The organism is Leptolyngbya sp. KIOST-1 (assembly GCF_000763385.1).
In the GTDB taxonomy this organism is placed as follows: Bacteria; Cyanobacteriota; Cyanobacteriia; order Phormidesmidales; family Phormidesmidaceae; genus Nodosilinea.
The window spans coordinates 70,478-94,210 of the sequence record NZ_JQFA01000004.1 but is presented as its reverse complement, the minus strand read 5'-3'; the positions used below and the strand labels follow the sequence as shown (position 1 = coordinate 94,210).

The 23,733-nt window shown below is 59.8% G+C and carries 25 protein-coding genes; 10 read left to right on the top strand and 15 right to left on the bottom strand.

Annotated elements, in window-relative coordinates:
- Positions 1 to 133: 133 nt before the first annotated feature.
- Positions 134 to 1,393: a glucosyl-3-phosphoglycerate synthase gene (locus NF78_RS17530; RefSeq protein ID WP_035990379.1), complete on the top strand. Its 1,260-nt coding sequence runs from the start codon at positions 134 to 136 to the stop codon at positions 1,391 to 1,393.
- Positions 1,394 to 1,412: 19 nt separating this feature from the next.
- Here NF78_RS17530 and NF78_RS17525 read toward each other — a convergent pair whose 3' ends face one another.
- Positions 1,413 to 2,213: a hypothetical protein gene (locus NF78_RS17525; protein WP_081972743.1), complete on the bottom strand. Its 801-nt coding sequence runs from the start codon at positions 2,211 to 2,213 to the stop codon at positions 1,413 to 1,415.
- A gap of 311 nt (positions 2,214 to 2,524) precedes the next feature.
- Here NF78_RS17525 and NF78_RS17520 point away from each other — a divergent pair, with 311 nt between their 5' ends.
- Both NF78_RS17520 and NF78_RS17515 read left to right on the top strand, forming a co-directional pair.
- Positions 2,525 to 3,709, top strand: coding sequence for an NAD(P)H-quinone oxidoreductase subunit H (locus NF78_RS17520; protein WP_035990377.1), 1,185 nt, complete (start codon positions 2,525 to 2,527; stop codon positions 3,707 to 3,709).
- A gap of 128 nt (positions 3,710 to 3,837) precedes the next feature.
- The gene (locus NF78_RS17515) at positions 3,838 to 4,338 is read left to right on the top strand and encodes a helix-turn-helix domain-containing protein (RefSeq protein WP_035990375.1); all 501 of its coding nucleotides are present in this window, start codon (positions 3,838 to 3,840) and stop codon (positions 4,336 to 4,338) included.
- 10 nt (positions 4,339 to 4,348) lie between these two features.
- Here the strand turns inward: NF78_RS17515 and NF78_RS17510 are convergent, their stop codons facing one another.
- Positions 4,349 to 5,125 (bottom strand): phosphoadenylyl-sulfate reductase, encoded by a 777-nt coding sequence (locus NF78_RS17510; protein ID WP_035990373.1) that lies wholly within the window; start codon positions 5,123 to 5,125, stop codon positions 4,349 to 4,351.
- Between the two features lie 405 nt (positions 5,126 to 5,530).
- Between NF78_RS17510 and puuE the strand changes: the two genes are divergently transcribed.
- Entirely contained in the window at positions 5,531 to 6,445 is a 915-nt protein-coding gene (gene puuE, locus NF78_RS17505) for an allantoinase PuuE (protein ID WP_035990371.1), read from the top strand.
- 203 nt (positions 6,446 to 6,648) lie between these two features.
- On the opposite strand, the gene NF78_RS17500 is transcribed toward puuE, so the two are convergent.
- The 3 genes from NF78_RS17500 to NF78_RS17490 form a co-directional block, all read right to left on the bottom strand.
- The gene (locus NF78_RS17500) at positions 6,649 to 7,782 is read right to left on the bottom strand and encodes a TRAP transporter substrate-binding protein (RefSeq protein WP_035990370.1); all 1,134 of its coding nucleotides are present in this window, start codon (positions 7,780 to 7,782) and stop codon (positions 6,649 to 6,651) included.
- A 107-nt stretch (positions 7,783 to 7,889) separates the two neighbouring features.
- The gene (gene gatC, locus NF78_RS17495) at positions 7,890 to 8,177 is read right to left on the bottom strand and encodes an Asp-tRNA(Asn)/Glu-tRNA(Gln) amidotransferase subunit GatC (protein WP_035990368.1); all 288 of its coding nucleotides are present in this window, start codon (positions 8,175 to 8,177) and stop codon (positions 7,890 to 7,892) included.
- Positions 8,178 to 8,363: 186 nt separating this feature from the next.
- Complete coding sequence (locus tag NF78_RS17490) at positions 8,364 to 8,885, bottom strand: photosystem I assembly protein Ycf3 (RefSeq protein ID WP_035990366.1); 522 nt, start codon at positions 8,883 to 8,885, stop codon at positions 8,364 to 8,366.
- Between the two features lie 316 nt (positions 8,886 to 9,201).
- Here NF78_RS17490 and NF78_RS17485 point away from each other — a divergent pair, with 316 nt between their 5' ends.
- The gene (locus NF78_RS17485; protein WP_035990364.1) at positions 9,202 to 9,495 is read left to right on the top strand and encodes a hypothetical protein; all 294 of its coding nucleotides are present in this window, start codon (positions 9,202 to 9,204) and stop codon (positions 9,493 to 9,495) included.
- Here the strand turns inward: NF78_RS17485 and NF78_RS17480 are convergent, their stop codons facing one another.
- The 5 genes from NF78_RS17480 to nuoH form a co-directional block, all read right to left on the bottom strand.
- The gene (locus tag NF78_RS17480; RefSeq protein WP_035990362.1) at positions 9,496 to 10,416 is read right to left on the bottom strand and encodes an NAD(+) kinase; all 921 of its coding nucleotides are present in this window, start codon (positions 10,414 to 10,416) and stop codon (positions 9,496 to 9,498) included.
- A gap of 177 nt (positions 10,417 to 10,593) precedes the next feature.
- Positions 10,594 to 10,899, bottom strand: a complete 306-nt coding sequence (gene nuoK, locus NF78_RS17475; protein WP_035990360.1) for an NADH-quinone oxidoreductase subunit NuoK — start codon at positions 10,897 to 10,899, stop codon at positions 10,594 to 10,596.
- A gap of 116 nt (positions 10,900 to 11,015) precedes the next feature.
- Positions 11,016 to 11,630 (bottom strand): NADH-quinone oxidoreductase subunit J, encoded by a 615-nt coding sequence (locus NF78_RS17470; protein WP_035990357.1) that lies wholly within the window; start codon positions 11,628 to 11,630, stop codon positions 11,016 to 11,018.
- Between the two features lie 83 nt (positions 11,631 to 11,713).
- Positions 11,714 to 12,337, bottom strand: coding sequence for an NAD(P)H-quinone oxidoreductase subunit I (gene ndhI / locus NF78_RS17465; RefSeq protein ID WP_225885426.1), 624 nt, complete (start codon positions 12,335 to 12,337; stop codon positions 11,714 to 11,716).
- Between the two features lie 115 nt (positions 12,338 to 12,452).
- Entirely contained in the window at positions 12,453 to 13,571 is a 1,119-nt protein-coding gene (gene nuoH / locus NF78_RS17460) for an NADH-quinone oxidoreductase subunit NuoH (protein WP_035990353.1), read from the bottom strand.
- A 244-nt stretch (positions 13,572 to 13,815) separates the two neighbouring features.
- On the opposite strand from nuoH, the gene NF78_RS17455 reads away from it, so the two are divergent.
- A complete protein-coding gene (locus tag NF78_RS17455) occupies positions 13,816 to 15,474 on the top strand; it encodes an L-lactate permease (protein ID WP_052050695.1) in 1,659 nt (552 codons plus the stop codon).
- A 246-nt stretch (positions 15,475 to 15,720) separates the two neighbouring features.
- Here the strand turns inward: NF78_RS17455 and NF78_RS17445 are convergent, their stop codons facing one another.
- Both NF78_RS17445 and NF78_RS17440 read right to left on the bottom strand, forming a co-directional pair.
- Complete coding sequence (locus NF78_RS17445) at positions 15,721 to 16,914, bottom strand: citrate synthase (protein WP_052050694.1); 1,194 nt, start codon at positions 16,912 to 16,914, stop codon at positions 15,721 to 15,723.
- A 124-nt stretch (positions 16,915 to 17,038) separates the two neighbouring features.
- On the bottom strand, positions 17,039 to 18,091 hold the full coding sequence (locus tag NF78_RS17440) for a Gfo/Idh/MocA family protein (protein WP_052050693.1): 1,053 nt from the start codon (positions 18,089 to 18,091) through the stop codon (positions 17,039 to 17,041).
- A 166-nt stretch (positions 18,092 to 18,257) separates the two neighbouring features.
- Between NF78_RS17440 and NF78_RS17435 the strand changes: the two genes are divergently transcribed.
- Positions 18,258 to 19,298, top strand: a complete 1,041-nt coding sequence (locus NF78_RS17435) for a YheT family hydrolase (protein ID WP_035990350.1) — start codon at positions 18,258 to 18,260, stop codon at positions 19,296 to 19,298.
- Between the two features lie 49 nt (positions 19,299 to 19,347).
- On the opposite strand, the gene NF78_RS17430 is transcribed toward NF78_RS17435, so the two are convergent.
- The 3 genes from NF78_RS17430 to NF78_RS17420 all read right to left on the bottom strand — a co-directional run bounded on the left by NF78_RS17430 (position 19,348) and on the right by NF78_RS17420 (position 21,258).
- Entirely contained in the window at positions 19,348 to 19,635 is a 288-nt protein-coding gene (locus NF78_RS17430; protein WP_156119860.1) for a hypothetical protein, read from the bottom strand.
- A 40-nt stretch (positions 19,636 to 19,675) separates the two neighbouring features.
- Complete coding sequence (locus tag NF78_RS17425) at positions 19,676 to 20,020, bottom strand: DUF4870 domain-containing protein (RefSeq protein ID WP_035990347.1); 345 nt, start codon at positions 20,018 to 20,020, stop codon at positions 19,676 to 19,678.
- A 74-nt stretch (positions 20,021 to 20,094) separates the two neighbouring features.
- Positions 20,095 to 21,258 carry an HhoA/HhoB/HtrA family serine endopeptidase gene (locus NF78_RS17420; RefSeq protein WP_318655486.1) on the bottom strand — a complete coding sequence of 388 codons (1,164 nt, stop codon included), beginning with the start codon at positions 21,256 to 21,258 and terminating at the stop codon, positions 20,095 to 20,097.
- A 181-nt stretch (positions 21,259 to 21,439) separates the two neighbouring features.
- Between NF78_RS17420 and NF78_RS31895 the strand changes: the two genes are divergently transcribed.
- The 3 genes from NF78_RS31895 (at position 21,440) to glpK (ending at position 23,702) form a co-directional block, all read left to right on the top strand.
- Positions 21,440 to 21,676, top strand: a complete 237-nt coding sequence (locus tag NF78_RS31895; protein ID WP_035990346.1) for a hypothetical protein — start codon at positions 21,440 to 21,442, stop codon at positions 21,674 to 21,676.
- Positions 21,673 to 22,092 carry a PIN domain-containing protein gene (locus NF78_RS17410; RefSeq protein ID WP_035990344.1) on the top strand — a complete coding sequence of 140 codons (420 nt, stop codon included), beginning with the start codon at positions 21,673 to 21,675 and terminating at the stop codon, positions 22,090 to 22,092. The genes NF78_RS31895 and NF78_RS17410 overlap by 4 nt, the downstream gene beginning before the upstream one ends.
- A 95-nt stretch (positions 22,093 to 22,187) precedes the next feature.
- The gene (gene glpK, locus NF78_RS17405; protein WP_035990343.1) at positions 22,188 to 23,702 is read left to right on the top strand and encodes a glycerol kinase GlpK; all 1,515 of its coding nucleotides are present in this window, start codon (positions 22,188 to 22,190) and stop codon (positions 23,700 to 23,702) included.
- The last annotated feature ends 31 nt before the right edge of the window (positions 23,703 to 23,733 follow it).

The following is a 23,733-nucleotide window of genomic DNA, read 5'->3' as shown; positions in this document are numbered from 1 at the left end:
AACCCAGGGCTTGACCCATCACCGCTGCCCCCATTCACCCTGGAGTGAGTGGGGGATATCGGGTATTGATTCAGACAGCTTGCGATCGCCACTTGTCCCTATGATGAGATTTATCCGTTAGGGACACCGGGGTATGGACTACAAACAAGAGTTGATCACAACTATCCACGATTTGAGTTATCAGCCCGATCGCCTAGAGCAACGCCTGATCGAGCTCAGCCAAACCCACCCCACCGCCGTGCTGATTCCATCGCTGTACGAAGAGCTACAGCGCCCGGCCCTGGCCACCATTCGCGACCATCTCAGCCACTGTCCCTTTGTCAACAACGTCATCGTCTGTCTCTACGCGGACACCTTCGAGCAGTACCAGCATGCGGTGCAGTTTTTTGAGCCGCTGCCCCAGCCCACCTTTGTGCTGTGGGAAAACGGCCCCGGCATTACAGCCATCCTACAAACCCTCAAGGACAAAGGGCTGGATCTGCTCCGGTTCAAGGGCAAAGGACGGGCGGTGTGGCTGGGGCTGGGGGTGGCCTCGCTGCACGCCGCCGCGATCGCCCTCCACGATGCCGACATTGTCACCTACGATCGCTCCTACCCGCTCAAACTGCTCTATCCCCTGCTGGAGCAGGAGTTTGGCATTGCCTTTAGCAAGGCCTACTACGCCCGCATTGGCGACAACCCCCGCAGCCTGCACGGTCGCGTCACCCGGCTGTTTGTCACGCCGCTGATCACCTCGCTGATGGAGTTATTTGGCTACAGCGACTACCTGCGCTACCTCGACGCCTACCGCTATCCCCTCTCCGGCGAGTTTGCCCTCTCCAGCGACCTGGCCCTGAATACCCGCATTCCCGGCAATTGGGGGCTGGAAGTCGGGCTGCTGGCCGAGGTCTACCGCAACGTCGCCCTCAAGCGGATTGCCCAGATCGACCTGGGTATCTTTGAGCACAAGCATCAGACCATGGGCACCTCTGCCAGTTCGGGGCTGCAAAAAATGTGTCGCGACATATTGCACTCAGTGTTTAGAACCCTGACCGAAACCGAGCAGGTGGTGATTGGCCACGACCACATTCGGGCTCTGCGGATCAAGTACCGCCGCGAAGCCCAAAACCTGGCCCGTCAATACTTTGTCGATGCCCGCTTCAACGGTCTGGACTACGATCGCCACCAGGAGGAAATGACCATCGAAACCTTCGAACAGGTCATTTTAGAGGCGGGGGAGCAGTACCTGGAGGACCCTACCGGTACCCAAATTCCCGACTGGACCCGGGCACTGGCGGTCATTCCCGACCTGCGCGAACAGCTGCTCGACGCCATTTTTGCCGATATGGCCGAAGCGCGACTGGCCCCAACCCCAACGGCAGATGTTGCCGCGATGGCTACGGCCGCCGTCTAAGCGTTGGTGTCACCAACCGCTACGCCGGTTTCCTTTGCCGGGCGGGTTTGGCCCCAGTCGTAGAGCTGGTGCTGGCGGGCAGGGTGTTGCGGCTGCGCAGGGTAACATTCACCCCTTCGCTGGACTGTTCAATCACCAGCAGGGGGGTGGGCTTGGCTTTTTGGTCCCAGTGCATGTTGGCAATCCGGCCCTGGATCGTGGGCTGCCAGTGGGTTTCCTCGGCATCGGGGCTCATGAAGTTTTCGATGCAGTCGACCAGTTGAGCGATGGTCGACGAGGTTGCCTGGGTGGGCAGCTTGGCCAGCCGAATTTGAATGCGGAACAGCACCCGCTTCTTGGCCAGGGGGCTATCTTGAGGGGCGTACTCCACATCAAAAATTTCGTCGACCACCCTGGGCTTGCTGGCAATGCCGATCATGCCTTCCTCAGCCTGACGCGGCCGCAGCGCGACGCTAATCTTTTGCTTCACCTTCACCTTGAGCTGGTTCACAATCGACGTATGGAAGTGCTCCTCATCCATCCGCATCCGCAGGTAGTCAAGGTTGAATTCCCGCGAGTGAATTAGGTCTGGGTTTTGCTCCATCTTGCTGATGGTTTTGAGCGCCAGCTTGACTTTTTTTTGCAGCTCCTGGTTTTTGTAAGTTTCAAACTTAAGCTGTTTCACCAGACGGCGGGTTTGCAAGTGAGAGTAAACCCCCAGGCCCAGCAGCAGTACCAGCAACCCCCCAGACGACAGCATCCAAGGGTTATCCACCGGCAGCCTGCTGGCAACGGGTGCTTGGGCAAGGGTGGGGGGCACTAGAACTGTAGAGGTTTTCATGGCCGATTAACAGAAATATTTAAGTTGTAGTTATAGTTCCCTCAAAGAGAAGGCAAAATCCGGGCAAATCTAAAGTTCGGTAATAACTCGGTCATAACTTTAAGAAATACCTGAGTTTGACCGTCGAATTGTGAAGCGGAGATTAGGCGATCGCGATCGCTAGGGCGATGGCGGCTAGAGCCAGGGCCAGAGAGGTTCGCGATCGGGGCAGCCGGATCGGACGTTTGTGCAATTTAGCGTCAGAACCTGCAAGACAGACCAGGGGAAGGCACCCACACTGGAACCATGCCCTCTGATCTGGAGATTGTCCTGTGGTACAGCTAGAAACCCGCACCGACCCGATGGTGATCAATTTTGGTCCCCACCATCCCTCCATGCACGGCTGCTTTCGGATCATGGTCACCCTCGACGGCGAAGATGTGGTCGACTGCGAACCGGTCATCGGCTACCTGCACCGGGGCATGGAGAAAATCGCCGAAAGCCGCACCGCCACCATGTTCATTCCCTACACCAGCCGCTGGGACTACTACGGTGGCCTGTTCAATGAGGCGGTCACGGTCAATGCGGTGGAAAAGCTGGCCGATATCGTGGTACCCCGCCGGGCCAGCTACATTCGGGTGATTTTGCTGGAGCTGACCCGGCTGGTCAACCACCTGCTGTGGGTGGGGCCATTTGTGATGGATATGGGGGCACAGACGCTATTTTTCTACAGCCTGCGCGATCGCGAGCCGATTCTGGACCTGTTTGAAGCCGTCAGCGGCTACCGCATGGTCAACCACAACTACTTTCGGGTGGGGGGAGTGGCCGCCGACCTGCCCTACGGCTGGGTCGAAAAATGCCGGGACTTCGTTGACTACCTGGCCCCCAAACTCGACGAGTACGAGCGCCTGGTCACCGACAATCCAGTGTTTCGCCGCCGCTGCGAAGGGCTGGGGGTACTGCCTCGCAACGAAGCCATTGCCTGGGGTTGCTCAGGCCCTATGCTGCGGGCCTCAGGGGTCCAGTGGGATCTGCGCAAGGTCGATCACTACGAGTGCTACGACGACTTTGACTGGCAGGTGGCGTGGCAGCCCGAGGGGGATTGTCTGGCCCGCTACCGGGTGCGGCTGGAGGAAATGCGCCAGTCGCTGGGCATCATTCAGCAGGCTCTCAGTGGGCTGCCGGGCGGGGCCTGGGAAAATCTGGAGGCCCGCCGCCTGGCCGAAGGACCAAAGTCCCAGTGGGATGGTTTTGATTACCAGTTCATCGCCAAAAAAATCGCGCCTACCTTCAAAATTCCGGCGGGAGAGCACTACGTGCGAGTGGAATCGGGGCGGGGCGAACTGGGTATTTTCCTCATTGGCAACGACAGTCCCATGCCCTGGCGCTGGAAAATTCGGCCCGCCGACTTTAACAATTTGCAGCTACTACCCCACCTGATCAAGGGGCAAAAGGTGGCGGATATTTTTGTTATTCTCGGCAGTATTGATGTGGTAATGGGCTCAGTCGATCGCTAGCGATCGCTAACAATTAATAACCAGAATCAGTTGAATAGCTCAAACAGCACCGCTCAGATGGCGGTAGCCAGGTTTTGCGGCATGATAGAAAGCTAGATAGCTTTACTCCTGATTCGTCACGGTCCTACATGAAATCTGGCACTAAGTACTATCCCCTATACGACCATCTCAAACAATCCCAAAAAACTGAAGTAGCTCTGACTTTTGCAGAAATAGAAGGTCTGCTGGGCATTGGTCTGCCTGCTTCAGCCCGCGATCGCAAAACCTGGTGGCACAACCGCGCCACCCCTGCCGCCCAGCAGGCCAGTGCCTGGGTAGGGGCTGGCTATCACGTCCAGGCCATCGACATCGCCAGCAAAACCGTCACCTTCCGCCGGGCTGACGCTCAGCCCACCAGCGTGACCCAGGACGGCAAAATTATCTGGCAGCAGGACGCCATTCGCGCCCTGCGCAAGCACCTGAGCCTGACCCAGATGCAGTTTGCCGAGCAGATGGGCGTTCGCCGCCAAACCATCAGCGAGTGGGAAAACGGCATCTACGAACCCGATCGCAGCACCGCCAAGTTCCTGGAGCTGATCGCCAAACAGGCCAACTTTGAGATTTCCACGGCAGTAGAAGACCAGGGCTGAGCAGGGGCGGCTACAGGGAACTGGAGTCGAGGCTGGCCGCCTCCTCGGGGGACTGGGGCAGGTGCAGCCCGCACTCCTGCTTTAGCCCTTTGAACCGGGTGTCGCGCTCGTTGGCATCGGCGGCGGTGATGGGGCGACTGGAGTGCCAGTCGCCCACGCTCACGTAGCCTTTGTCAAACAGCGGATGGTAGGGCAAGTCATTGGCCACCAGGTACTCGTAGACATCCTTTGAGGTCCACTTTAGAATTGGCAGCAGCTTGTAGCGCCCGCCCTGCTGACCCACGCGCCCCAGGGACTTGCGGTGGTCGGTCTGGTCGGAGCGCAGCCCTGTCAGCCAGGCGGTGGCGTTTAGCTCACTGAGCGCCCGCTGCATGGGCTCTACCTTGCGAATTTTGTCGTAGCGGTTGAGGGCATCGACATCCTGCTGCTCCCACAGGCGACCGTAGAGCGCCTCCATCCGGGCTGGGCTGAGGTGCGACTGATAGACCTTGAGATTGAGATCGAGACGAACCGCCAGCTCGTCGGCAAAGCGGTAGGTCTCCACCGGCAGATAGCCCGTGTCTACCCAGATCACCGGAATGTTGGGCACCACCTGGGTCACCAGATGCAGCATCACCGCCGACTGAATGCCAAAGCTAGTGCTCAACACCAGCCCGTCGCCAAAGGTGTCATGGCCCCACTGGACCAGGCTGGCGGCATCGGCCTCGCCCCACTCCCGGTTGACAGCGTCCAGGTCCAGAACGGGGGCAGCCTGCATTCGGTTCGGCAAGAGCGCAACATCTGACATGGGTTTACTCCTTCCGTTCAACAAGGCCGTTCAACAAGGTCGTAGCTCCAGTACCACCAGGCTGGGGTGGTTAAGGGGGATGAATACAATGTCAGCCCAGCAGGTCCCTAGCAGCACGGGCCGAGTCTACAGAATACAAGGTTTGAGGGGACACCGTCGCCTTGCTACCCAGGTCATCGCCGATTGGCCCCTAGCCACTCCTCGACCTTAGCCCATCTGTAGATCATAAACGAGGGGGGAATGGACTATTTGACTACCTCAGGCCAGTTTTTTTGGAAAACGGCCATTAACGGCCCTGGGAAGGATCCGTGCGATCGCGGGGGCACCCCCGACCCTAGACCGAAACGCGTTTTGCCCGTAAAATCCAGCCTTATTGGCCTGCAAACGCTTACGCTATCCCCTCCTATGGCAGTTTCCCCCTCCTACCCCCGCGATCTGATTGGCTATGGCCGCACGCCGCCCCACCCCCAGTGGCCCGGCGACGCCAAAATTGCGGTGCAGTTTGTGATCAACTACGAAGAGGGTGGCGAAAACTGCATTCTCCACGGCGACCCTGCCTCCGAGGCGTTTTTGTCGGAAAGTGTGGGGGCGGCGGCCCTGGCCGGGGTGCGCAATATGAATATGGAGTCGATGTACGAGTACGGCAGCCGGGCCGGATTTTGGCGCTTGCATCGGCTGTTTACCCGGCGGGGTCTGCCCCTGACGGTGTACGCGGTGGCGATGGCGATGGCCCGCAACCCCGAAGCGGTGGCGGTCATGACCGAAGCCGACTGGGAAATCGCCAGCCACGGCTACCGCTGGATTGACTACCAGTATTTTGGCCTGGAGGCCGAGCGCGAACACATTCGCAAGGCGGTGGAGATTCATACTCAGGTGGCGGGGAGCCGTCCGCTAGGCTTTTACCAGGGCCGCAACAGCCCCAACACTCGGGCCCTGGTGGTAGAGGAGGGGGGCTTTCTCTACGATGCCGACAGCTACGCCGACGACCTGCCCTACTGGAGCACCGAGTACGGCAAACCCCATCTGGTGATCCCCTACACCCTCGACAACAACGACATGCGCTTTGCCACCTACGCCGGTTTCAACTCGGGGGATCAGTTTTTCGCCTACCTGCGTGACGCCTTTGACACCCTCTACGCCGAAGGCGACGAGTGCCCCAAAATGATGAGCATCGGCCTGCACTGTCGCCTGGCGGGGCGACCGGGGCGAACGGCAGCGCTGGCCAAATTTCTGGACCACGTGCAGGGGCGCGATCGCGTCTGGATCTGCCGCCGCATCGACATCGCCCGCCACTGGCACGAACACCATCGACCCGCTTAACTACGATAGGCAAGCCCTGGCGTTGTAGCGGTACTAGGACGTGTCATCAATTGTGGTCAAAAGCTCGATATATCAAGCTTTGCCACGCCTGACCCAAACGACCCACTAGTCCCCTGCGGCAGAAGTCAGCCAACTGTTCCTGAAACCTGAAACCCAGCACCTGAAACCCTCAGCAATGGTTGCCCTATCTCTGACAACCCGTACTACACGACCGATCGCAGGTTGGCGTAGGCAAAGCTCTCAAAGCTGTGCTGGCTGAGCTGGTTCCAGGCGTAGATGCGATCGCGGAACCCCTGCCAGTTGTCGTAGATCGTTTTGAAGTCAGCATCGCTGGCGGCAAACTCCTGGTACAGGTCAAAGGTCACCTCCTGAGCCGCCGTCATAATCTCATCGCTAAACCGCCGCAGCTGGGTGCCCCTGGCCAACAGCCGTTCCAGGGCCGCTGAATTCAGGGCCTCGTAGCGAGACAGCATCTGTAGGTTGGCTTCGCAGGCCGCCGCCTGCACCATTGCCTGGTAAACCGGGGGCAGCGCGTTCCACTCGTCGAGGTTGATCTGTACTTCCAAGGTGCTGCTCGGCTCCCACCAGCCGGGGTGGTAGTAGTACTCGGCAACCCGGTGGAGGCCCAGCTTTTCGTCGTCGAAGGGGCCAACCCACTGGGCGGCGTCAATTTCCCCGGTTTGCAGCGCCTGAACGATCTCCTCCCCCGGCAGGGGCTGCACCGCGACCCCCAGTTCCCCCATCACCTGGCCCCCCAGACCCGCAATGCGCATTTTCAGCCCGGCCAAATCGCTGACGGAATTGATTTCGCGGCGAAACCACCCGCCCATCTGGGTGCCAGTATTCCCAGCCGGAAACTGAATCAAATTAAACCGGCGGGCGTAAACCGCCTGTAGCGAACTCAGCCCGTTCCCTTCGTAGAGCCAGGCATTTTGCTGTTGGGGGGTCAGCCCGAAGGGAACGCCGCAGCCAAACCCCAGCGCTGGGCTGCGGTCCATATAGTAGGCGGCGGCGGTGTGGCCACAGGGCACCACCCCCTGGGACACCGCATCGAGCACTTCCAGGGGCGGGGCCAGGTCCCCAGCCGGGCGGGGGGTAATCGTAAAGCGGCCGTCGCTGAGGGCACTCACCCGCTGGGCAAATACCTCCGCTCCCCTCAGCAGGGGGGCCAGGGAGACCGGCCAACTGGTGGCCATTGGCCAGTCAATCTGAGGCAAATCATCGTCCCTGACGGGCTCCTCGACCACTGGGGGTGAGCCTGTGCAGGCGGCCACGCTGGCGGTGGTTGCCGCTGCCACACCCCAGGTTGTCGATGTGACCAACTGCCGACGCTTCATAGGCCCTCACGGTATAGCGGCCTGGGAAAGCCCCACGCTCAATAAAAGCAACCGCCAGGAACTCAGCGATTGCCCTGTCCCAATCAGATGACAGCCCCTAATCCGCTCTACTCGTTCAAAATCTTGGGCACCTTGAAAAAGTTGTCTTCGCGATCGGGGGCACAGTCGAGAATAGCGCCCCGCTCTGGAAAAGGCTGGAGGTTGTCGGGTCGGGTAATGTTGCTCAGCTCAATGGCGCGAGTGGTGGGCTCAACATCCTCGGTATTGAGCTCTTTGAGCTGCTCGACGTAGTCAAGAATACCGCTGAGCTGACCGGTGAACTGCTCTTCCTCGTCGGCAGTTAGCTCGAGACGGGCCAGCAGGGCTACTTTGCGAACTTGTTCGAGATCAATCATGGCAGGGTAATTCAGGCAGTGGGGCGGCAAGGGTGGTGGGCAGTGCCCATCCTACGGGCAGTTAACTGCCGAGCGGTTTGTAGGGTTGGTGGCGCGCTAGCAAATCCCAACAAGGCTGACGGTTGTTGGGTTACGCTCCGCTTCAGCCAACCTACGAGAGCCTTAAATTTTAGCTTTGACGCTGCGTTAGAAGAAAATGTCGTTCTTCATGCGGCCCGTGTTCTTCATCCAGTTTTGGGCCTCGATGTAGTTGTTGGGGGCAATGGTGATGGCCTCTAGCCAGTAGCGAGCCGCCTCGTCGAACAGGTTTTCGGCGGTGTCGGTATCCCCAGCGGCCTCGGCCTGTTCACCCTTGTAGTGGTAAATCACCGCGATGTTGTTGAGTGCCTGGCAGAGCCGGGGGTTGAGATCGAGCGCCTCTTTGTATTTCTCCAGGGCAATGTCGTGCTCGCCGTTGCTGGCGTGAATCAGCCCCATGTTGTAGAGAATGAAGCTCTTGTCGTAGGGTTCTTCCTCTAGCAGCAGGGCCTCACGGTAGTTTTCCATCGCCTCGGCGTACTCGCCGTCGGCCTGGGCCGACATGCCGTCGCGGTAGTAGGCAAAGGCCTCCTTCTCGCTTTTTTTGGCGGGCATCATCTTCAAAATCATGTCGGCCATGACCGTGAAGGATTTGTCGATGAAGTTGTCGTTGCGTTGGGTTCTTGGCATGGGTAACGGCGTGCAAATGAGGGACTGAACGCTTACCTGAGCCCGATGGAGGCAGGGTTGCCGCCGCAAAATCCCAGGGGCTAGGCTGGACAAATATATAACTAACACTAGCAAACCCTGGCGGTTTAATGGCACGAGTCGCCGGGGATGCTGGCAAGGAGGCCAGTCTGGAACTTGTTTATCCTGGAATAGGCACGGGCCTGGAATAGGAACGGGCGGTAGCCTTCCGGCACGGCCCTGGACTCGCCGAATGGGGCTGGGGCTCAGTACCCTGCCCCGCTGCTTGAACTGAACGCTGCAATTTTTTAACCGACCGATGGATCTATCTCTACTGCTGGCGATCGCGCTGCTCGTTACCCTGATTTTCTGGCTCAAACGTCGCCAGCCCCGTCGTCCTTCCAGAGGCTATCGCACCACGGCCCCCGCCACAGCCCCGACTCGTCCCGTCCGCAGCCGCACCGAACGAGAGCTGCTGCGTCTGGTGGGGGGAAATCGGGCCGTGGCCGAGCGTCTGGTGGAGCAGGTGCAGCTGCGCAACCCCAACCACAGCGAGCAGTGGTGCTGGGAAAAAGCGATCTACGACATTCAGCGCGATCGCCACAGCTCCTGATCAGTTTCTATGGTTGTCGCTGTAGCTGATCCGGGTACCGCCCCAGCTGAGTTTGTTGCGCAGGGTGCCGTAGTAGGAGTGGTCCTGCCGCAAAATAATGAAGTGGGCCATGGCCTCGGCGCTGCGCACATCGACCCGCTGCCCCGGCCAAATCGCCGTACCCAAAACGCCGTCGGTCCATAGTTTGGTGGTCAGGTCGGGGTCGGCCAGGGGCCACACGCTCACCACCGAGCCAGGCGGCAGCACAATTGGGCGACTTGACAGGCTGAGGGGGCAAATTGGCGTCACCACAATGGCATCCATGCCGGGGTGAATAATCGGGCCGCCCGCCGCCACGGTGTAGCCGGTAGATCCGGTGGGGGTGCTGATCAGCAGGCCGTCCCCCTGGTACTGGTCGACCACCTCGCCGTCGATCTCCATTTCCAGCATGGAGGTAATCATGCGATCGGGGGAGGCGGGCTTGATCGACATTTCATTGAGGGCCAAATACACCTCGCTGACCGGGTCCAGGTTGGTGCGGTGCCCCTCGTAGATGCGGGCCTGCAGCATCATTCGCCGCTGTACCGCAAAGCGATCGCTCAGCAGGCGCTCCCACACGGCCTCGGTATTGTCCATCTCCTCGGAACTTTCAGTCAAAAAGCCCAGGTGACCACCAATGTTGACGGCCAGGATAGGAATGTTCTCGGCGGCCAAGTTGCGAGCCGCTGTGAGGGCAGTGCCGTCGCCGCCAAACACAATCGCCAGATCGATGGGTTGGCTGACCGAAGCCAAGAAAACGGGATAGGGGTTGTCTTTGGGACCGCTGGGGCCTCGCAACACCTTGCTACCCAAGGCTTCTAGCTCGTGGGCACATTTTTCGGCCCACTTCTGGCTCAGCCGATTGCCGGCTTTATGGACGATGATGACTTGCTCAAGTTGCACAACAAGAGGCCGTGAATGGAGAGAGCAGGGGACAGGCTCAATGCAGCTCAGGACGGCGGCGGTTAGTCTACCCTCAGTATTCACTAGAGCATAGCAACATCGTCGGTGTCTCAAACAGCTGTAGGGGAAGCGATCGCCTCCCCTACAACCGAAAGGCTAGCGACTCCGAGGGTTCGCCTACCATTTCAGCAGATTAAACTGCTCCATATCCACCGTGTCGCGGTTGCGGTAGATGGACAGCACAATGGCCAGTCCCACCGCCGCCTCCGCCGCCGCGATGCTAATGACAAACACCGCAAACACCTGGCCGTTGATGCCCGCCGGGTCTAAGTAGTTGGAAAAAGCCATTAAATTCAGGTTGACCGCGTTCAGCATCAGCTCGATGGACATCAACACCCGAATTACGTTGCGGCTGGTTACCAGACCGTAGACCCCGATGCAAAACAGGGCGGCGGCGACTAGCAAAAAGTACTCAAGTTGCATGGCTGAAAAACGAGGGTGGGGGAGTGGGGACGTTGGGAGATCCCAGGGTTGCTTGGGTGCGTGGCCGGTTGTCTGTGCGATCGCCAGAAACAAACCCTGAGGATTTTTCCCTAAAGCTAACGTTCGGTGTCGGCCAGCGAAGAAGCAGAGACCAACTCACGGGGGCGCTCGGGCAACTGTAGCGCCTCCGAGGCAGCTTCCCCAGGGGCGGCATCGGGAATGAACTCTCGCCGCGCCAGCACGATCGCTCCAATCAGCGCAATCAGCAGCAGCACGGAGGCCAACTCAAAGGGAAGCAAGTAGTCGGTAAAAAAGTGAATACCAATGGCTACGGTAGCCATATCGCCGCTGGGCACTTCACCGGAGATGGCCCAGGGCGTGCTCAGGGTCGATGCCGCTAGCAGCGCAAATAGCCCCGCACAGACCCCAGCTGTCGCGACCCTGCCCAGCCAGGCCCGCTTCATGGGAATGAAGGGCTGCTCTTTGTTCACCAGCATGATCCCAAACAGAATCAGCACGCTGACCGCGCCCACGTAGACCAGCACCTGGGCTGCCGCCACAAACCCGGCGTTGAGCAGGATGTATAGACCAGCCATGCTAGTAAATACACCCCCCAACAAAAACGCTGAGTAGACAATGTTGTCCAACAGCACGACCCCCAGGGCACCCCCCAGCGTCATGGCGGTCAGTAGACCAAAGGCAACGAGTTGTACCCCTTCCGCTAGCGTCACAGTTCTAATCTCCTGGTGTTAAATCGAGCTGTTGCAACAGTGGTAGCCTAGGCGAATGTACCACGGAACCAAAACCACGGTACTTACTCAGAGGCTGAGGTCTCGGCTTTGGCATCTGGCTTAGAGTTGGCCTGCTCCGCCTCCAGAATTTCCTGAGGCATTTGCCCCGCCCGTCGCGCGTTGGCTGGCAGGTCATGGGGGCTGAGCACACCCTTGGGCAGGTAGGCCAGTTCCCGCAGGGGAGTCACCATTGGGTCTTGGGTGACCTTGTAGGGCAGGCGTCCCAGGGCTACGTTGTCGTAGTTCAGCTCGTGGCGATCGTAGCTGGCCAGTTCGTACTCCTCGGTCATGGAAAGGCAGTTGGTGGGGCAGTACTCCACACAGTTGCCGCAGAAAATGCAGACCCCGAAGTCAATGCTGTAGTGCTTGAGGTCTTTCTTTTTAGTGGTCTTGTCAAACTCCCAATCGACCACGGGCAGGTTGATCGGGCATACTCGTACGCACACTTCGCAGGCAATGCACTTGTCAAACTCGAAGTGAATACGTCCCCGAAACCGCTCAGACGGAATCAGCTTTTCGTAGGGATACTGCACCGTCACCGGACGACGGCTCATGTGGTCAAAGGTTACAGACAGCCCCTGGCCAATGTATTTGGCCGCCTGTAAGCTTTCTTTAGCATAGTCGCCGACTTGTTTTAGAAAACCCAGCATGGGGAAGCCTCCAGAGTTTTACAGGGGAGTGGGTGAAAGTTCGCAGAAAAAGCCCTAGAGCCTCGACAAAAACTACTCACCCCTAGACTTAGGTTAAAGCAGCGGCTCTGCACTAGCCGCCAAAGGCCACCGGAAAGGTGAGCTTGAGGGCCGCGGTCAGCAGCAGGTTGACCAGAGAAACCGGCAGCAAAAACTTCCAGCCAAAATCAAGCAGTTGGTCAATGCGCACGCGGGGCATGGTCCACCGCAGCAGCACCGCAATAAACACCAGAGCGTAGGCCTTAAACAACGTCATCATGATGCCGACCGAGGCGGTGATCACCTGGAGCCAGGGGGTGGTTTCGCTGACCCCCAGCAGGCCGGCCAGCCAGCTCACGGAGACGGGGAACTCCCAGCCACCCAGGTACAGAATGGAGACAATCAGCGCCGATAGAACCAGGTTGACGTAGGAGCCCACGTAGAACAGGCCAAATTTCATGCCGGTGTATTCGGTCTGATAGCCCGCCACCAGCTCTTCCTCAGCTTCGGGCAGGTCAAACGGCAGACGCTCACACTCTGCCAGAGCGGCAATCCAGAAGATCAAAAACCCGGCGGGCTGTCGCCAAATGTTCCAGCCCAAAATACCGTAGCCCGACTGCTGGTTGACGATGTCGATAGTGCTGAGGCTGTTGGACATCAGCACCACGGCCAGCACCGCCAGGGCCATGGGAATTTCGTAGCTAATCGACTGGGCTGCCGCCCGCAAGCCCCCTAGCAGAGAGTACTTGTTGTTGGAGGAATAGCCCGACATCAGCAGCCCAATGGGAGCGATGCTGGACAGAGCAATCCACAGAAAGATGCCGACGCCAATATCGGTAATCACCAGGTTTTGGCCGAAGGGTACGATCAGGTAAGACAGGAAGACCGGAATCACAACGATCGCAGGCCCCAGCGTAAACAGTAGCCGGTCGGCCTTGGCGGGAGTAATGTCTTCTTTGAAAATGAGCTTGATGCCGTCCGCCGCCGCCTGAAGCGTGCCCAGCGGTCCGGCAAACTCGGGCCCAATCCGCTGTTGGGCCGCGGCGGAAATTTTTCGTTCCAGCCATACCGTTACAAAAATGCTTACGGTCGCCCCAACCAAAATGACCACCATGGGCAGGGGTAGCCATAGGGCTTTTGCTGCCCCGGCAGGCAAGCCCAGGTCAACTAGGGCGTTGACAAAACTACCCTGTAGGTCAATTCCTTGGTTCATCGGCCAGTCCTTAGCAACGGTACGGTTGACTCTAGCGAGGAAAAAACAGTTGTTTAGATTCTACCGTCATCTCTCGCGATCCACCGGAGCTAGGAAGCAGGATTCATTGGAATTCTTGGGTGAAGGTATTAGTGAGGATAGTGGGTGGGCGGATGGGTGGGTATTACTCCTCGCCTTCACCACCTACCTCATCCGCATCCCCATCCCTTTACAATCCTGACAACACTCCACCCCACGACGTTCCATGCTGACTTTCCTCATTGCCCTGCTGCCGATCGCAACGGTGTTTCTGCTGCTGGTTGTGGCGCGGCGTCCGGCCAGTCAGGCGATGCCGGGGGCGCTGGTGGCGACGGCGCTGGTGGCGGTGCTAGCGTGGCAGGTACCCTTTAGCTACATTGCGGCTTCGCTGGTGCAGGGGCTGGCGATCGCCGCCGAGATTCTCTTCATCGTGTTTGGGGCGATTTTGCTGCTGAATGTGCTGCTGGCGTCGGGGGCGATCGCGGTGATCCGCCAGAGCCTGCTGGCCCTGTCGCCCGATCGCCGGGTGCAGATGATCGTGATCGCCTGGCTGTTTGGCAGCTTTATTGAGGGGGCATCGGGGTTTGGCACCCCGGCGGTGGTCTGCGTGCCCCTGCTGGTGGCGGTGGGGTTCCCGGCCCTGGCGGCGGTGCTGGCGGCGCTGATCATTCAAAGCACGCCCTCTACCTTTGGGGCCGTCGGCACTCCGCTGATCTTTGGCATGGATGCGGGCCTGGGGGGAGCGACGGCGGTGGAGGCGGCCCTGACTGCCCAGAACCTGGGCCTGAATGAGTTCATCGCCCAGGTGGGCAGCCGGGCGGCTCTGATTCACGCGGCGATCGGCACGTTTATTCCGCTGCTGCTAGTGATGATGATCAGCCGGATTTTTGCTCGGGGTCGGGGGCGGGTCGAGGGGCGGCTGTGGCCCTTTGCCCTGGTGGCGGGCCTGGCCTTTACCGTGCCCTACAGCCTGACAGCCATTTTCCTGGGGCCCGAATTTCCGTCGATGATCGGTGGACTGGTGGGGCTAGCTATCGTCGTCACCCTGATTCGCCTGGGCTGGCTCCAGCCTCAGCGCCCCTGGGATTTTCCGCCCCCAGAGAGCTGGCCCGAGAGCTGGTCGGGTAGTGTCGTGCCTACGTTGCCGTCACCCCCAGCGGGTATGACCGTGGTCAAGGCATGGCTGCCCTACGTCCTGCTCGGCGTGCTGCTGGTGCTGTCTCGGCTGTCGCAGCTGCCGCTGAAGGGCTGGCTCCAAGGGGCACGGGTCGCCTGGACCGGGATCTTTGGCACCACCATCACGGCGGCCTCTGCCCCGCTCTACCTGCCGGGTACCATGTTTTTGCTGGTGGTGGCGATCACCTACGGGCTGCACCAGATGAAGCCTGGGGATTTGGGCCAGGCGCTGGGGCGATCGCTGCCCGTGCTGCAAAAAACCGCCCTGGCGCTGGGGGCCGCTGTGCTGATGGCGCGGGTCTTCATCAACTCAGACGTCAATGGTGCCGGGCTGCCCAGCATGCCGATCGCCCTGGCGGAGGGCATGTCGGGCCTGGCGGGAGGAGTCTGGCCGCTGTTCGCCGCTGGAGTGGGGCTAATTGGGGCTTTTGTGGCTGGCAGCGTCACCGTCAGCAACATGATGTTTTCGCTGTTTCAGTTTGGGGTGGCAGAGAATATCGCCACGCCGCCAGCGCTCATTCTGGCCCTGCAAACGGTGGGAGCCTCGGCGGGCAACGTAATTTGCGTCTCGAACGTGGTGGCGGCAGCGGCGACGGTGGGACTGCTGGGCCGCGAAGGACTGCTGATGCGTCAGCTTCTGCCAGTGGTGGTCTACTACGTGGGGTTGGCGGGGCTGCTGGGGATGGTGTGGGCTACGGTTGGGGGGTGAGGGAAGGGGGGTGTCAGGTTTTAGGTGTCAGGTTTTAGGGGCGGCCCGACACCCGACACCCGACACCCAATACCCCCCAAACAAAAGCCCCCCGACGCAAGCGCCAGAGGGGCAGGAGTTCCTGAAAATCGTCACTAAATCAATGATCTCTGCTGAAGGAGAGAGTGCCCAGAGGGGTCTGACCCATCAGGAGGTATTTATTTTTTCGAATCTGGGCACTCTTACGACCGTGTGGCCGCCCCAGGGCTAAGGAGCCTCATAGGAGGGCAAAGAGACTGCAAATCCCTGTTTATCCCAAATTTGAGGCCGATTGGCGAGGTCCACGTAGGTCTGATGGCGGGGGCCGGTGTAGATCTGGGTGGGCCGGAAGATGCGGTTTTCGCCCAGCTGTTCTTTCCAGTGGGCCAGCCAGCCCGCCACCCGGGCGATCGCAAAGATCGGCGTGAACAGGTCGGTGGGGATGCCCAGCTTGCGGTAGACCAGGCCCGAGTAGAAGTCCACGTTGGGGTAAATGCCTTTGGCCCCAAGCTTTTCGGAGACCACCTGCTCCATCTCCAGGGCGATCGCGTAGTACTCGTCCTGGCCAAACTTCTCGAACAGCTGCTCGGCCAACCCCTGCAAAATGGTAGCGCGGGGGTCTTTGACCTTGTAGACCCGGTGGCCAAAGCCCATAATTTTAGACTTTTCGGCAATGCAGCGCTCCACGTAGGGGCGCACGTTTTCCACCGAACCGATCTGCTCCAGCATCTCGATCACCTCTTCATTGGCCCCGCCGTGGAGCGGCCCCGCCAGGGTGCCCACCGCCGAGGCCACCACGGCGTAGGGGTCGGTCAGGGTCGAAGCCGTCACCATGGCCGAGAAGGTGGAGGCGTTGATGGTGTGCTCGGCGTGGAGGGTGAGGCAGATGTCAAAAATGCGGGCGGCCAGCGGGTCGGGCTCGCGCTCGTTGAGCATATAGAGAAAGTTGGCGGCGTAGTCGAGGTCATCGCGGGGCTGCACCGGGTCGTTGCCCTTCCGCATCAGCTGAAATGCCGCCACCATGGTGGGAATTTTGGCCAGCAGCCGCACCACCGCTTGCTGAATGTAGACCGGATTGTCCAGGGCTCGCCGGGAGTAGAACAGGCCCAGGGCCGCCGCACAGGCCTGCAGGGCATCCATCGGGTGGCCGCTCTCGGGGAAGCACTTCATCATGTCGCGAATGCGGTACTTGAGGCGGCGGTGGTAGCGAATTTCGTACTCGAAGGCTTCCAGTTCGCTCTTGGAGGGCAGCCCACCCCAAATCAGCAGGTAGGACGTCTCTAAGAACGTGCTGCGCTGAGCCAGTTCTTCGATGGGAATACCGCGATACTCCAAAATTCCCGCCTGGCCATCCACAAAGCTAATGCTCGACTGGGTGGCCGGTACACCCTCTAAACCGGGCCTGTACTCACATACGGTCATATAGTTGTTACTCCCGTTCGCTGACCTATGATTCCAAGGGGCATAAACGCCCGCCGTCATCAACGCTACCAAATGATTTGATCAACCCTGGCCTCGCTGTCAACTCCGGTAGCCAGGGCAACCCTCACTGAGGCGGTGCAATCAGCGGACTGCCAGGCTTAGCCGGGGGAGCGACCACCTCGACCACCTGCCCTGTCTCCGCCGATCGCTGGGCACAGGTCGCCACCTGGAGCGTGTACAGGCTGGCCTCGGGGGTGCAGTACAGCGCATGCCCCGTCAGCAGGTGGTCAATGACCTGGGCGGTGTCGGCGGCAAATAGCCCCCGGCGCGATCCGACCTCTAGGGGGCGCGTACCCTGGGCGTCGGTAACGGTGCCGCGATCGCCCTCCAAACACAGATACCCCTCGCTGCCGGTCACCTCCAGCCGCCGCGCCCCCTGCCACAGCGCCTCCCCTTTCCCGTAGACGACCTCTGCGATCAGCCCTGACGCAAAGGTGAGTTGGGCGGTGCAGAGACAGGTGCGGTAGCAGTCCATGCCTTCGGGACCGGGGGTATGGCCGCCGTAGTGGGTTTGGCCGTAGACCCGGGCCACCGGGCCAAAGCAGTCAATCAGCCGATGCAGGCGAGACAGCGCCCCGACCAGGGGAAACCCAAACAGCTGGGGGCAGTAGGTCCAGGTGAGGGGGGCGGGGCGGCGGGGGGCCAGAGTGCAGTAGCGAGCATGGAATGGCTGCCCCACCGCCGCCAGGTTGGCTTTTAGGGCCCGGTGGGTGCCCCCCAGCAGCTCGATGTGCTCGACATGCAGCAGCCGCTGCCTGGACTGGGCCAGGGTGAGCAGCGACTGGGCCTGGTCGGCGCAGATCGCCAGCGGATATTCGACCACCACGTGGCGGTTCGCCTCCAGGGCGGCCTTCACCACCGGACCGTGCTCGCTGTTGATGTGGCAGACTACAATCAGATCCAGGTCGTCGTAGGTGACCAGGTTCTGCCAGTTATCCAGGGCCGCGACCCTGTACTGCTCTGCAAAGGCCGCCGTTTCAGCGGGGGTGTGCCCCGCCACAGCGACCAGTTGGGCCGTGGTCAGTTTCTGCAAGGCATCGGCCCGCCGCCGGCCCACAAACCCGGTGCCCACCATACCCACCCGCACCACATCTCTCTGAATGTTGGGATTGGTCATTCCCCGTGCCTCGCCAGTTGCCCGTGCCTCGCCAGTTGCCCGTGCCTCGCCAGTTGGTGTAGGGCCTGTCATCAATAGTACGTTTTTCTTCGGTGGGGGGATGGTGTCGGGCGGGGTTCTCTGAAATGCTAAAAGCAGTGTTCGCCCATTTTGTGCTGCCCACCCTATGCCGCCCTTCCTGCCCCCCTGGTTTCTGCAAAATGGTCTGGCTATGACCCTCTATACGGCTTTGGTCACCAACCAGACCTGGTCCCACAACACGGATCTGGTGCCGGTCAGCTACCAGGACCATGTCTTTAAGGGCCACGGCAATGTGCCCATTTTTGGCCGCTGGGCGGTATCTCCCCGTACCAGGGGCACCGTGATTGCCACCTACGGCATCACCGGCAGCCTGGAGGACCAGTGGCAGCTGGAGATTCTGGGCCGCAAGGCCTACCAGCGAGGCTACGGCCTGGTGATGTTTGACTGGCGCGCCCACGGCAAAACCGCTGAACTCTCCCCCACCCTAACTTCCGACGGCCTGTACGAAGGGTATGACTACATCGCTCTAGCGGCCCAGGCCAAAGCTTTGGGCTGTGCGCCTCCCTTCTGGTTTATGGGTTACTCCCTGAGCGGGCAACTGGCGCTGTGGGGGGCCAAAGCCGCAATGGATTTGCCCACGGACAGCGGCTTGGTGCCGGGGGATATCGGCGGAGTGGTGGTAGTGTGCCCCAGCCTCGACTCCAATCGATCGCTGCGCTACCTGACCGCCGACCCATTGGGCAAATACCTGGAGCGATCGATCGCCCGGGAACTCAAGCGGCTGGCCCAGCGGCTGCACCAGCTGCACCCCGGACACTTTGACCTGGCGGCGATCGACCGCGCCAACAGCATCTGGGGCTTTGACCACGAACTGGTGATTGGGCGGCTGGGCTTCGCCAGCGTAGAAGATTACTACAGCGCCAGCAGCCCCCTGCCCTTTATGCCCGAACTGACCATTCCCACCCTGATTCTCTACGCCGCCGATGACCCCCTGTTTAGTCCCGAAATCATTCCCGACCTGAAGCGAGTTTGTGCGGTCAATGCCAAGATCGACCTGGTGCTGACCGATTACGGCGGGCACGTGGGCTACTACAACGGCAGCGCCGGTCAACGCCTGGCCGGGGACAGTGACCCCTGGTGGGCGTGGAACCGAGCGCTGGACTGGGTAGATCGGCAAATAGCCTAACATTCAATGGTTAGGGTCGCCTTCTAAACGGTCGTCTGACCAACGGGTTTTAAGGTTGAGACTGTCGCAGTTGCTGAATACACAGGGGAACCACAATCAGGTCAATCAGAACATGAAAGACCGTGAATGGGTTGGCATGGAGTTCTAGGAAGCGAATCACCCCTAGAACCCCGCCAATGCTGGGTAAGATAGCTCCCCACCACAGGGGCGATCGCCCTGGCCGCAGGAGCCGAGCCCCGATCGCAAAGTAAGCTAACCCAAACAAAACTGCGCCGACAACATGAAATTTAGCCCCGTACACCTGAAGCTGAATAACATGGGTAACCCCTGAAATCATCAGCAATACCGCAGCCCAGGTTCTTGGTTTTAACGGCATGTTAGAACAACCGCAGAATTAGGGGATAGCGGAACACGGTATCTGGCTTGGTGATGCTGTGGAAAATAGCGAAGATCGGCATGATGAAATTTACGATGCCCAGCACAAACAGGAGCGGAATGCCGATCAGCACCCAGGCCAGAACCCCTGCGATCGCCCACCAGACCCACATATTGATGTGAAAGTTGATTGCTTCTTTAGCGCTTTCCTTAATGACTGAATCGTTGGAAATCAGCAGAATAGCGATGGGAACACCCACGGACAGCACCAGGGCGTTGAAGAAAATAGAGCCGTGGCTGACGGCAGAGAGAATTTTGCGGGTGCCAGTGTCTTCGGTGGAATACATGGGGAGTCTCCTGAATAGGGAATTTGAGATTGACGATTTTAGATGTAGGCTGACCGTTTTTCAAAGCAGCTGAGCTAGTCGGCCTGCTCGCGCAGTTCGGCGGTTTTAACCCGTACGGTCAGGGGGCGATCACCGCGCTGAATTTGCAGCTCTAGGGCATCGCCAATTTTGGTGTTTTCGACCTTGATTTGCAGCCCGTCGGCGCTGCGAATGGGGGTACCATTCACCTGTAAAATCACGTCGCCTCGCCGCAGGCCCGCGGCGGCGGCGGGGGTGCCCTCCAACACCCGAATCACCAGCACCCCGTTCACCTCGGGCAGGTACATGCCGGAGTTGATGTCTTCGTTGTTGAGCCGGGCCTGCTCGGGGGTGAGGTTGGCAATCTGCACGCCGATGTAGGGGTGGGCAACGGTTTCGCCCCGGGCCAGCAGGTCTTTGATGTCCTTGGCCTTATTGATGGGGATGGCAAAGCCAATGCCCATGGCGTCGGCGCGGATGGCGGTGTTGATGCCGATCACCTCACCCCGCTGGTTGACCAGCGGGCCGCCGGAGTTGCCGGGGTTGATGGCGGCGTCGGTCTGAATGAACTCCAGCCGCTTGCCGGGAATGCCGACGGAGCTGCTGGTGCGCTTCAGGGTGCTGACAATGCCCAGGGTGACGGTGTTGTCGAGGCCGAGGGGGTTACCGACCGCGATCGCCCAGTCCCCCACCTCCACCTGGTCTGAGTCACCCAGGGTGGCCACGGGCAAAATATCGTCTTCGCCATCGTCAATTTTGACCACAGCCAGGTCGGTGACTTCGTCTACCCCTTCCACCACGGCGTCAAAGCTGCGGCCATCCTTGAGGGTGACTACCACCCGGTCGGCCCCGTTGACCACGTGGGCATTGGTGAGAATATTGCCGGTGTTGTCGATGATGAACCCGGACCCCTGGCCCCGCAGCAGCTCTTCCTGGGGCTGTCGCGGGAAGCCGCCGAAGAAATCGCGTAAAAAGGGATCTTCATAGATGGGATCCCGCGCCTGGCGAGTGATGGTTTTCTCGGTGTCGATGCGAACCACCGCCGGGCCGACCTGGCGCACGGCAGCGGCCACAAAACTTTCGTTGCCAATCGCCTCTGTCACAGCAGATGGCGTGGGAGATTGGGCATAGGCCGGGGATGCGATCGCCCCCGTCCACATCATCACCGCGGCGGCGATCGTCGCCAGCAGCCGCTTCAGGGGTATCCAAAGTCCTTTCAAGGGAGCAAGCCTCATAAACGCAACGTCGGGGCGCAACGGCAGGTAGTATCCCGCGATTGATCAAAATTGTTTCACAAGAGCTTAACCGCTGGGAGAGGGGGATACCGAACTTCCAGGTGGTTAAGGCCGAAGGATAGGGTTTGAAGCATGATGTAGAGAGAAGTGCAGTCGCGAAGATGCCATGAGCACAGCCGAGACCATCTATGAGCTGGTGAAAACCTTGCCCGAGGACCAGGCTGACCTGGTGCTTGCCTTTACCCGGTTTGTCCAGCAGCAGGGGGAGAAGCCCGTTTCATCCCCAGTCCCTGGAGGCACATTGACTGGGTTGAGAGGAATTGCTAAGCCCACCAGTTCCCCCCCCAATGACTCAGATATTGCCGATGACTATGCCAATTACTTGATTGAGAAATATCAATGAAGGTTTTAGTCGATACCAACATTGTGTTGGATGTGATTTTAGAACGAGAGCCCTTTGTAGAATCAGCGACTGACTTATTTGCTTTGATTGAAAACGGAAAAATTCAGGGTTACATCGCAGCGACCACAATTACCAATATTTTTTACATAGTGCGTAAGCTTGAGGGCCGAGAGGTAGCTCTCGACGCCATTGCCAGACTGCTGCGAGGGTTTAACCTCTGCGCAGTAGAATCGCAGGTCATTCAACGTGCTTTGGAGCTAAATTTGCCTGATTTTGAAGACGGTGTACAGCTAGCCTGTGCTGTACTTGGCAATCTAGACGCGATCGCTATCCGTGATGGCGGTGATTTTCAAGGGGTGAATTTTACTATCCTATCCACAGCTAGTTTAGTTGCCCAATTTGCATTAGAGAAATAAAACTAAGTAGCTCGTAAACTAAAAATCTGTCTTAAGGATGGGGCGGGTTTACGCTTGCTTTGCTAAGCTTTTGGCGCTGCAAACTCACAGGTACGATGACTGCTAACTACATCATGGCCCTGGACCTGGGCACCACCGGCAACCGCGCGATTGTGTTTGACCGGGAGGGGGCGATCGCAGGTCAGGCCTACCGTGAGCTGACCCAGTACTACCCGCAGCCGGGCTGGGTTGAGCACAATGCTCGCGAGATTTGGGACGAGATCGAGTGGGCCATGGGGTCTGCCATCTCCAAAGCCGGGCTGAAGCCCACCGACATTGCCGCCATTGGCCTCACCGTACAGCGCGAGACCTGCCTGCTGTGGGATAGCGCCACCGGTCGGCCCCTCTCCAACGCCATTGTCTGGCAAGACCGCCGCACCGCGCCTCTGTGTAACCAGCTGCGGGAGGCGGGCAAAGCCGAAGAAATCTACGATCGCACCGGCCTGGTGCTCGACGCCTACTTCTCGGCCACCAAGCTAGCCTGGCTGCTAGAGCAGGCCAAAAAGGAGGCTGACCCGCCGGTGGACTTTGACCAGGTGCTGGCGGGCACCGTGGATAGCTGGGTGCTGTGGAACCTGACTGGGCGGCAGGTGCACGCCACCGACCACAGCAACGCCAGCCGCACCATGCTGCTCAACATCGCCAGCGGCCAGTGGGATGACACCCTGCTGGAGCTCTTTGGCATTCCGCCCCACATGATGCCGGCGATCAAGCCCAGCGTTGGGGTGTTTGGCCACACCGATAAGTCCATTCTGGGGGCCGAAATCCCGATCGCGGCAATTTTTGGTGACCAGCAGGCCGCCCTCTACGGCCACGGCTGCGATCGCCCCGGCCTGCTCAAGTGCACCTACGGCACCGGAGCCTTTCTGGTGTCGCACACGGGCGATGAGGTGGTGCGATCGCAGAACCAGCTGCTCTCCACCGTGGCCTGGTCAGCGGCGACCGGCGAGGCCAAGCATCCCCAGATCGGCTATGCGATCGAGGGCAGCATGTTCACCGCCGGGGCCTGCATTCAGTGGCTGCGGGACGGGTTGCAGCTGATCTCCAGCGCCGCCGAAACCGAAATTCTGGCCCAGAAAGCCATTAACAACAACGGCGTCTACTTCGTGCCCGCCCTCAGCGGCCTCGGTGCGCCGCACTGGGATATGGGTGCCCGAGGGGCCTTCTTTGGGCTGACCGGGGGTGCCCAGCGCGAGCACCTGGTGCGGGCGGTGCTGGAGGCGATCGCCTACGAAGTCAAAGAAGTGGTCGATGCCGTCAACCAGGACGCCGGTACCCCCATTCGCCAGCTCAAGGTGGATGGCGGGGCCTGCAACAATGACTTTTTGATGCAGTTCCAGGCCGATGTGCTGGGCATTCCGGTGGAGCGGCCCCAGGTGCTCGATGTCACCGCCCAGGGGGCTGCCTTTGCGGCGGGTCTGGCCGTAGGCTTCTGGGACGACTACCGCGCCCTGGTGGAGAGCCGCCCCATCGATCGCGTGTTTGACCCCGGCGTGGGCCAGGCCGAAGCCCAGGACAACTTTGCGATGTGGACAAAGGCCGTCGATCGCGCCAAAAACTGGACAGACTGAGGGATATGACACAATCGGGTATCCCCGCTGT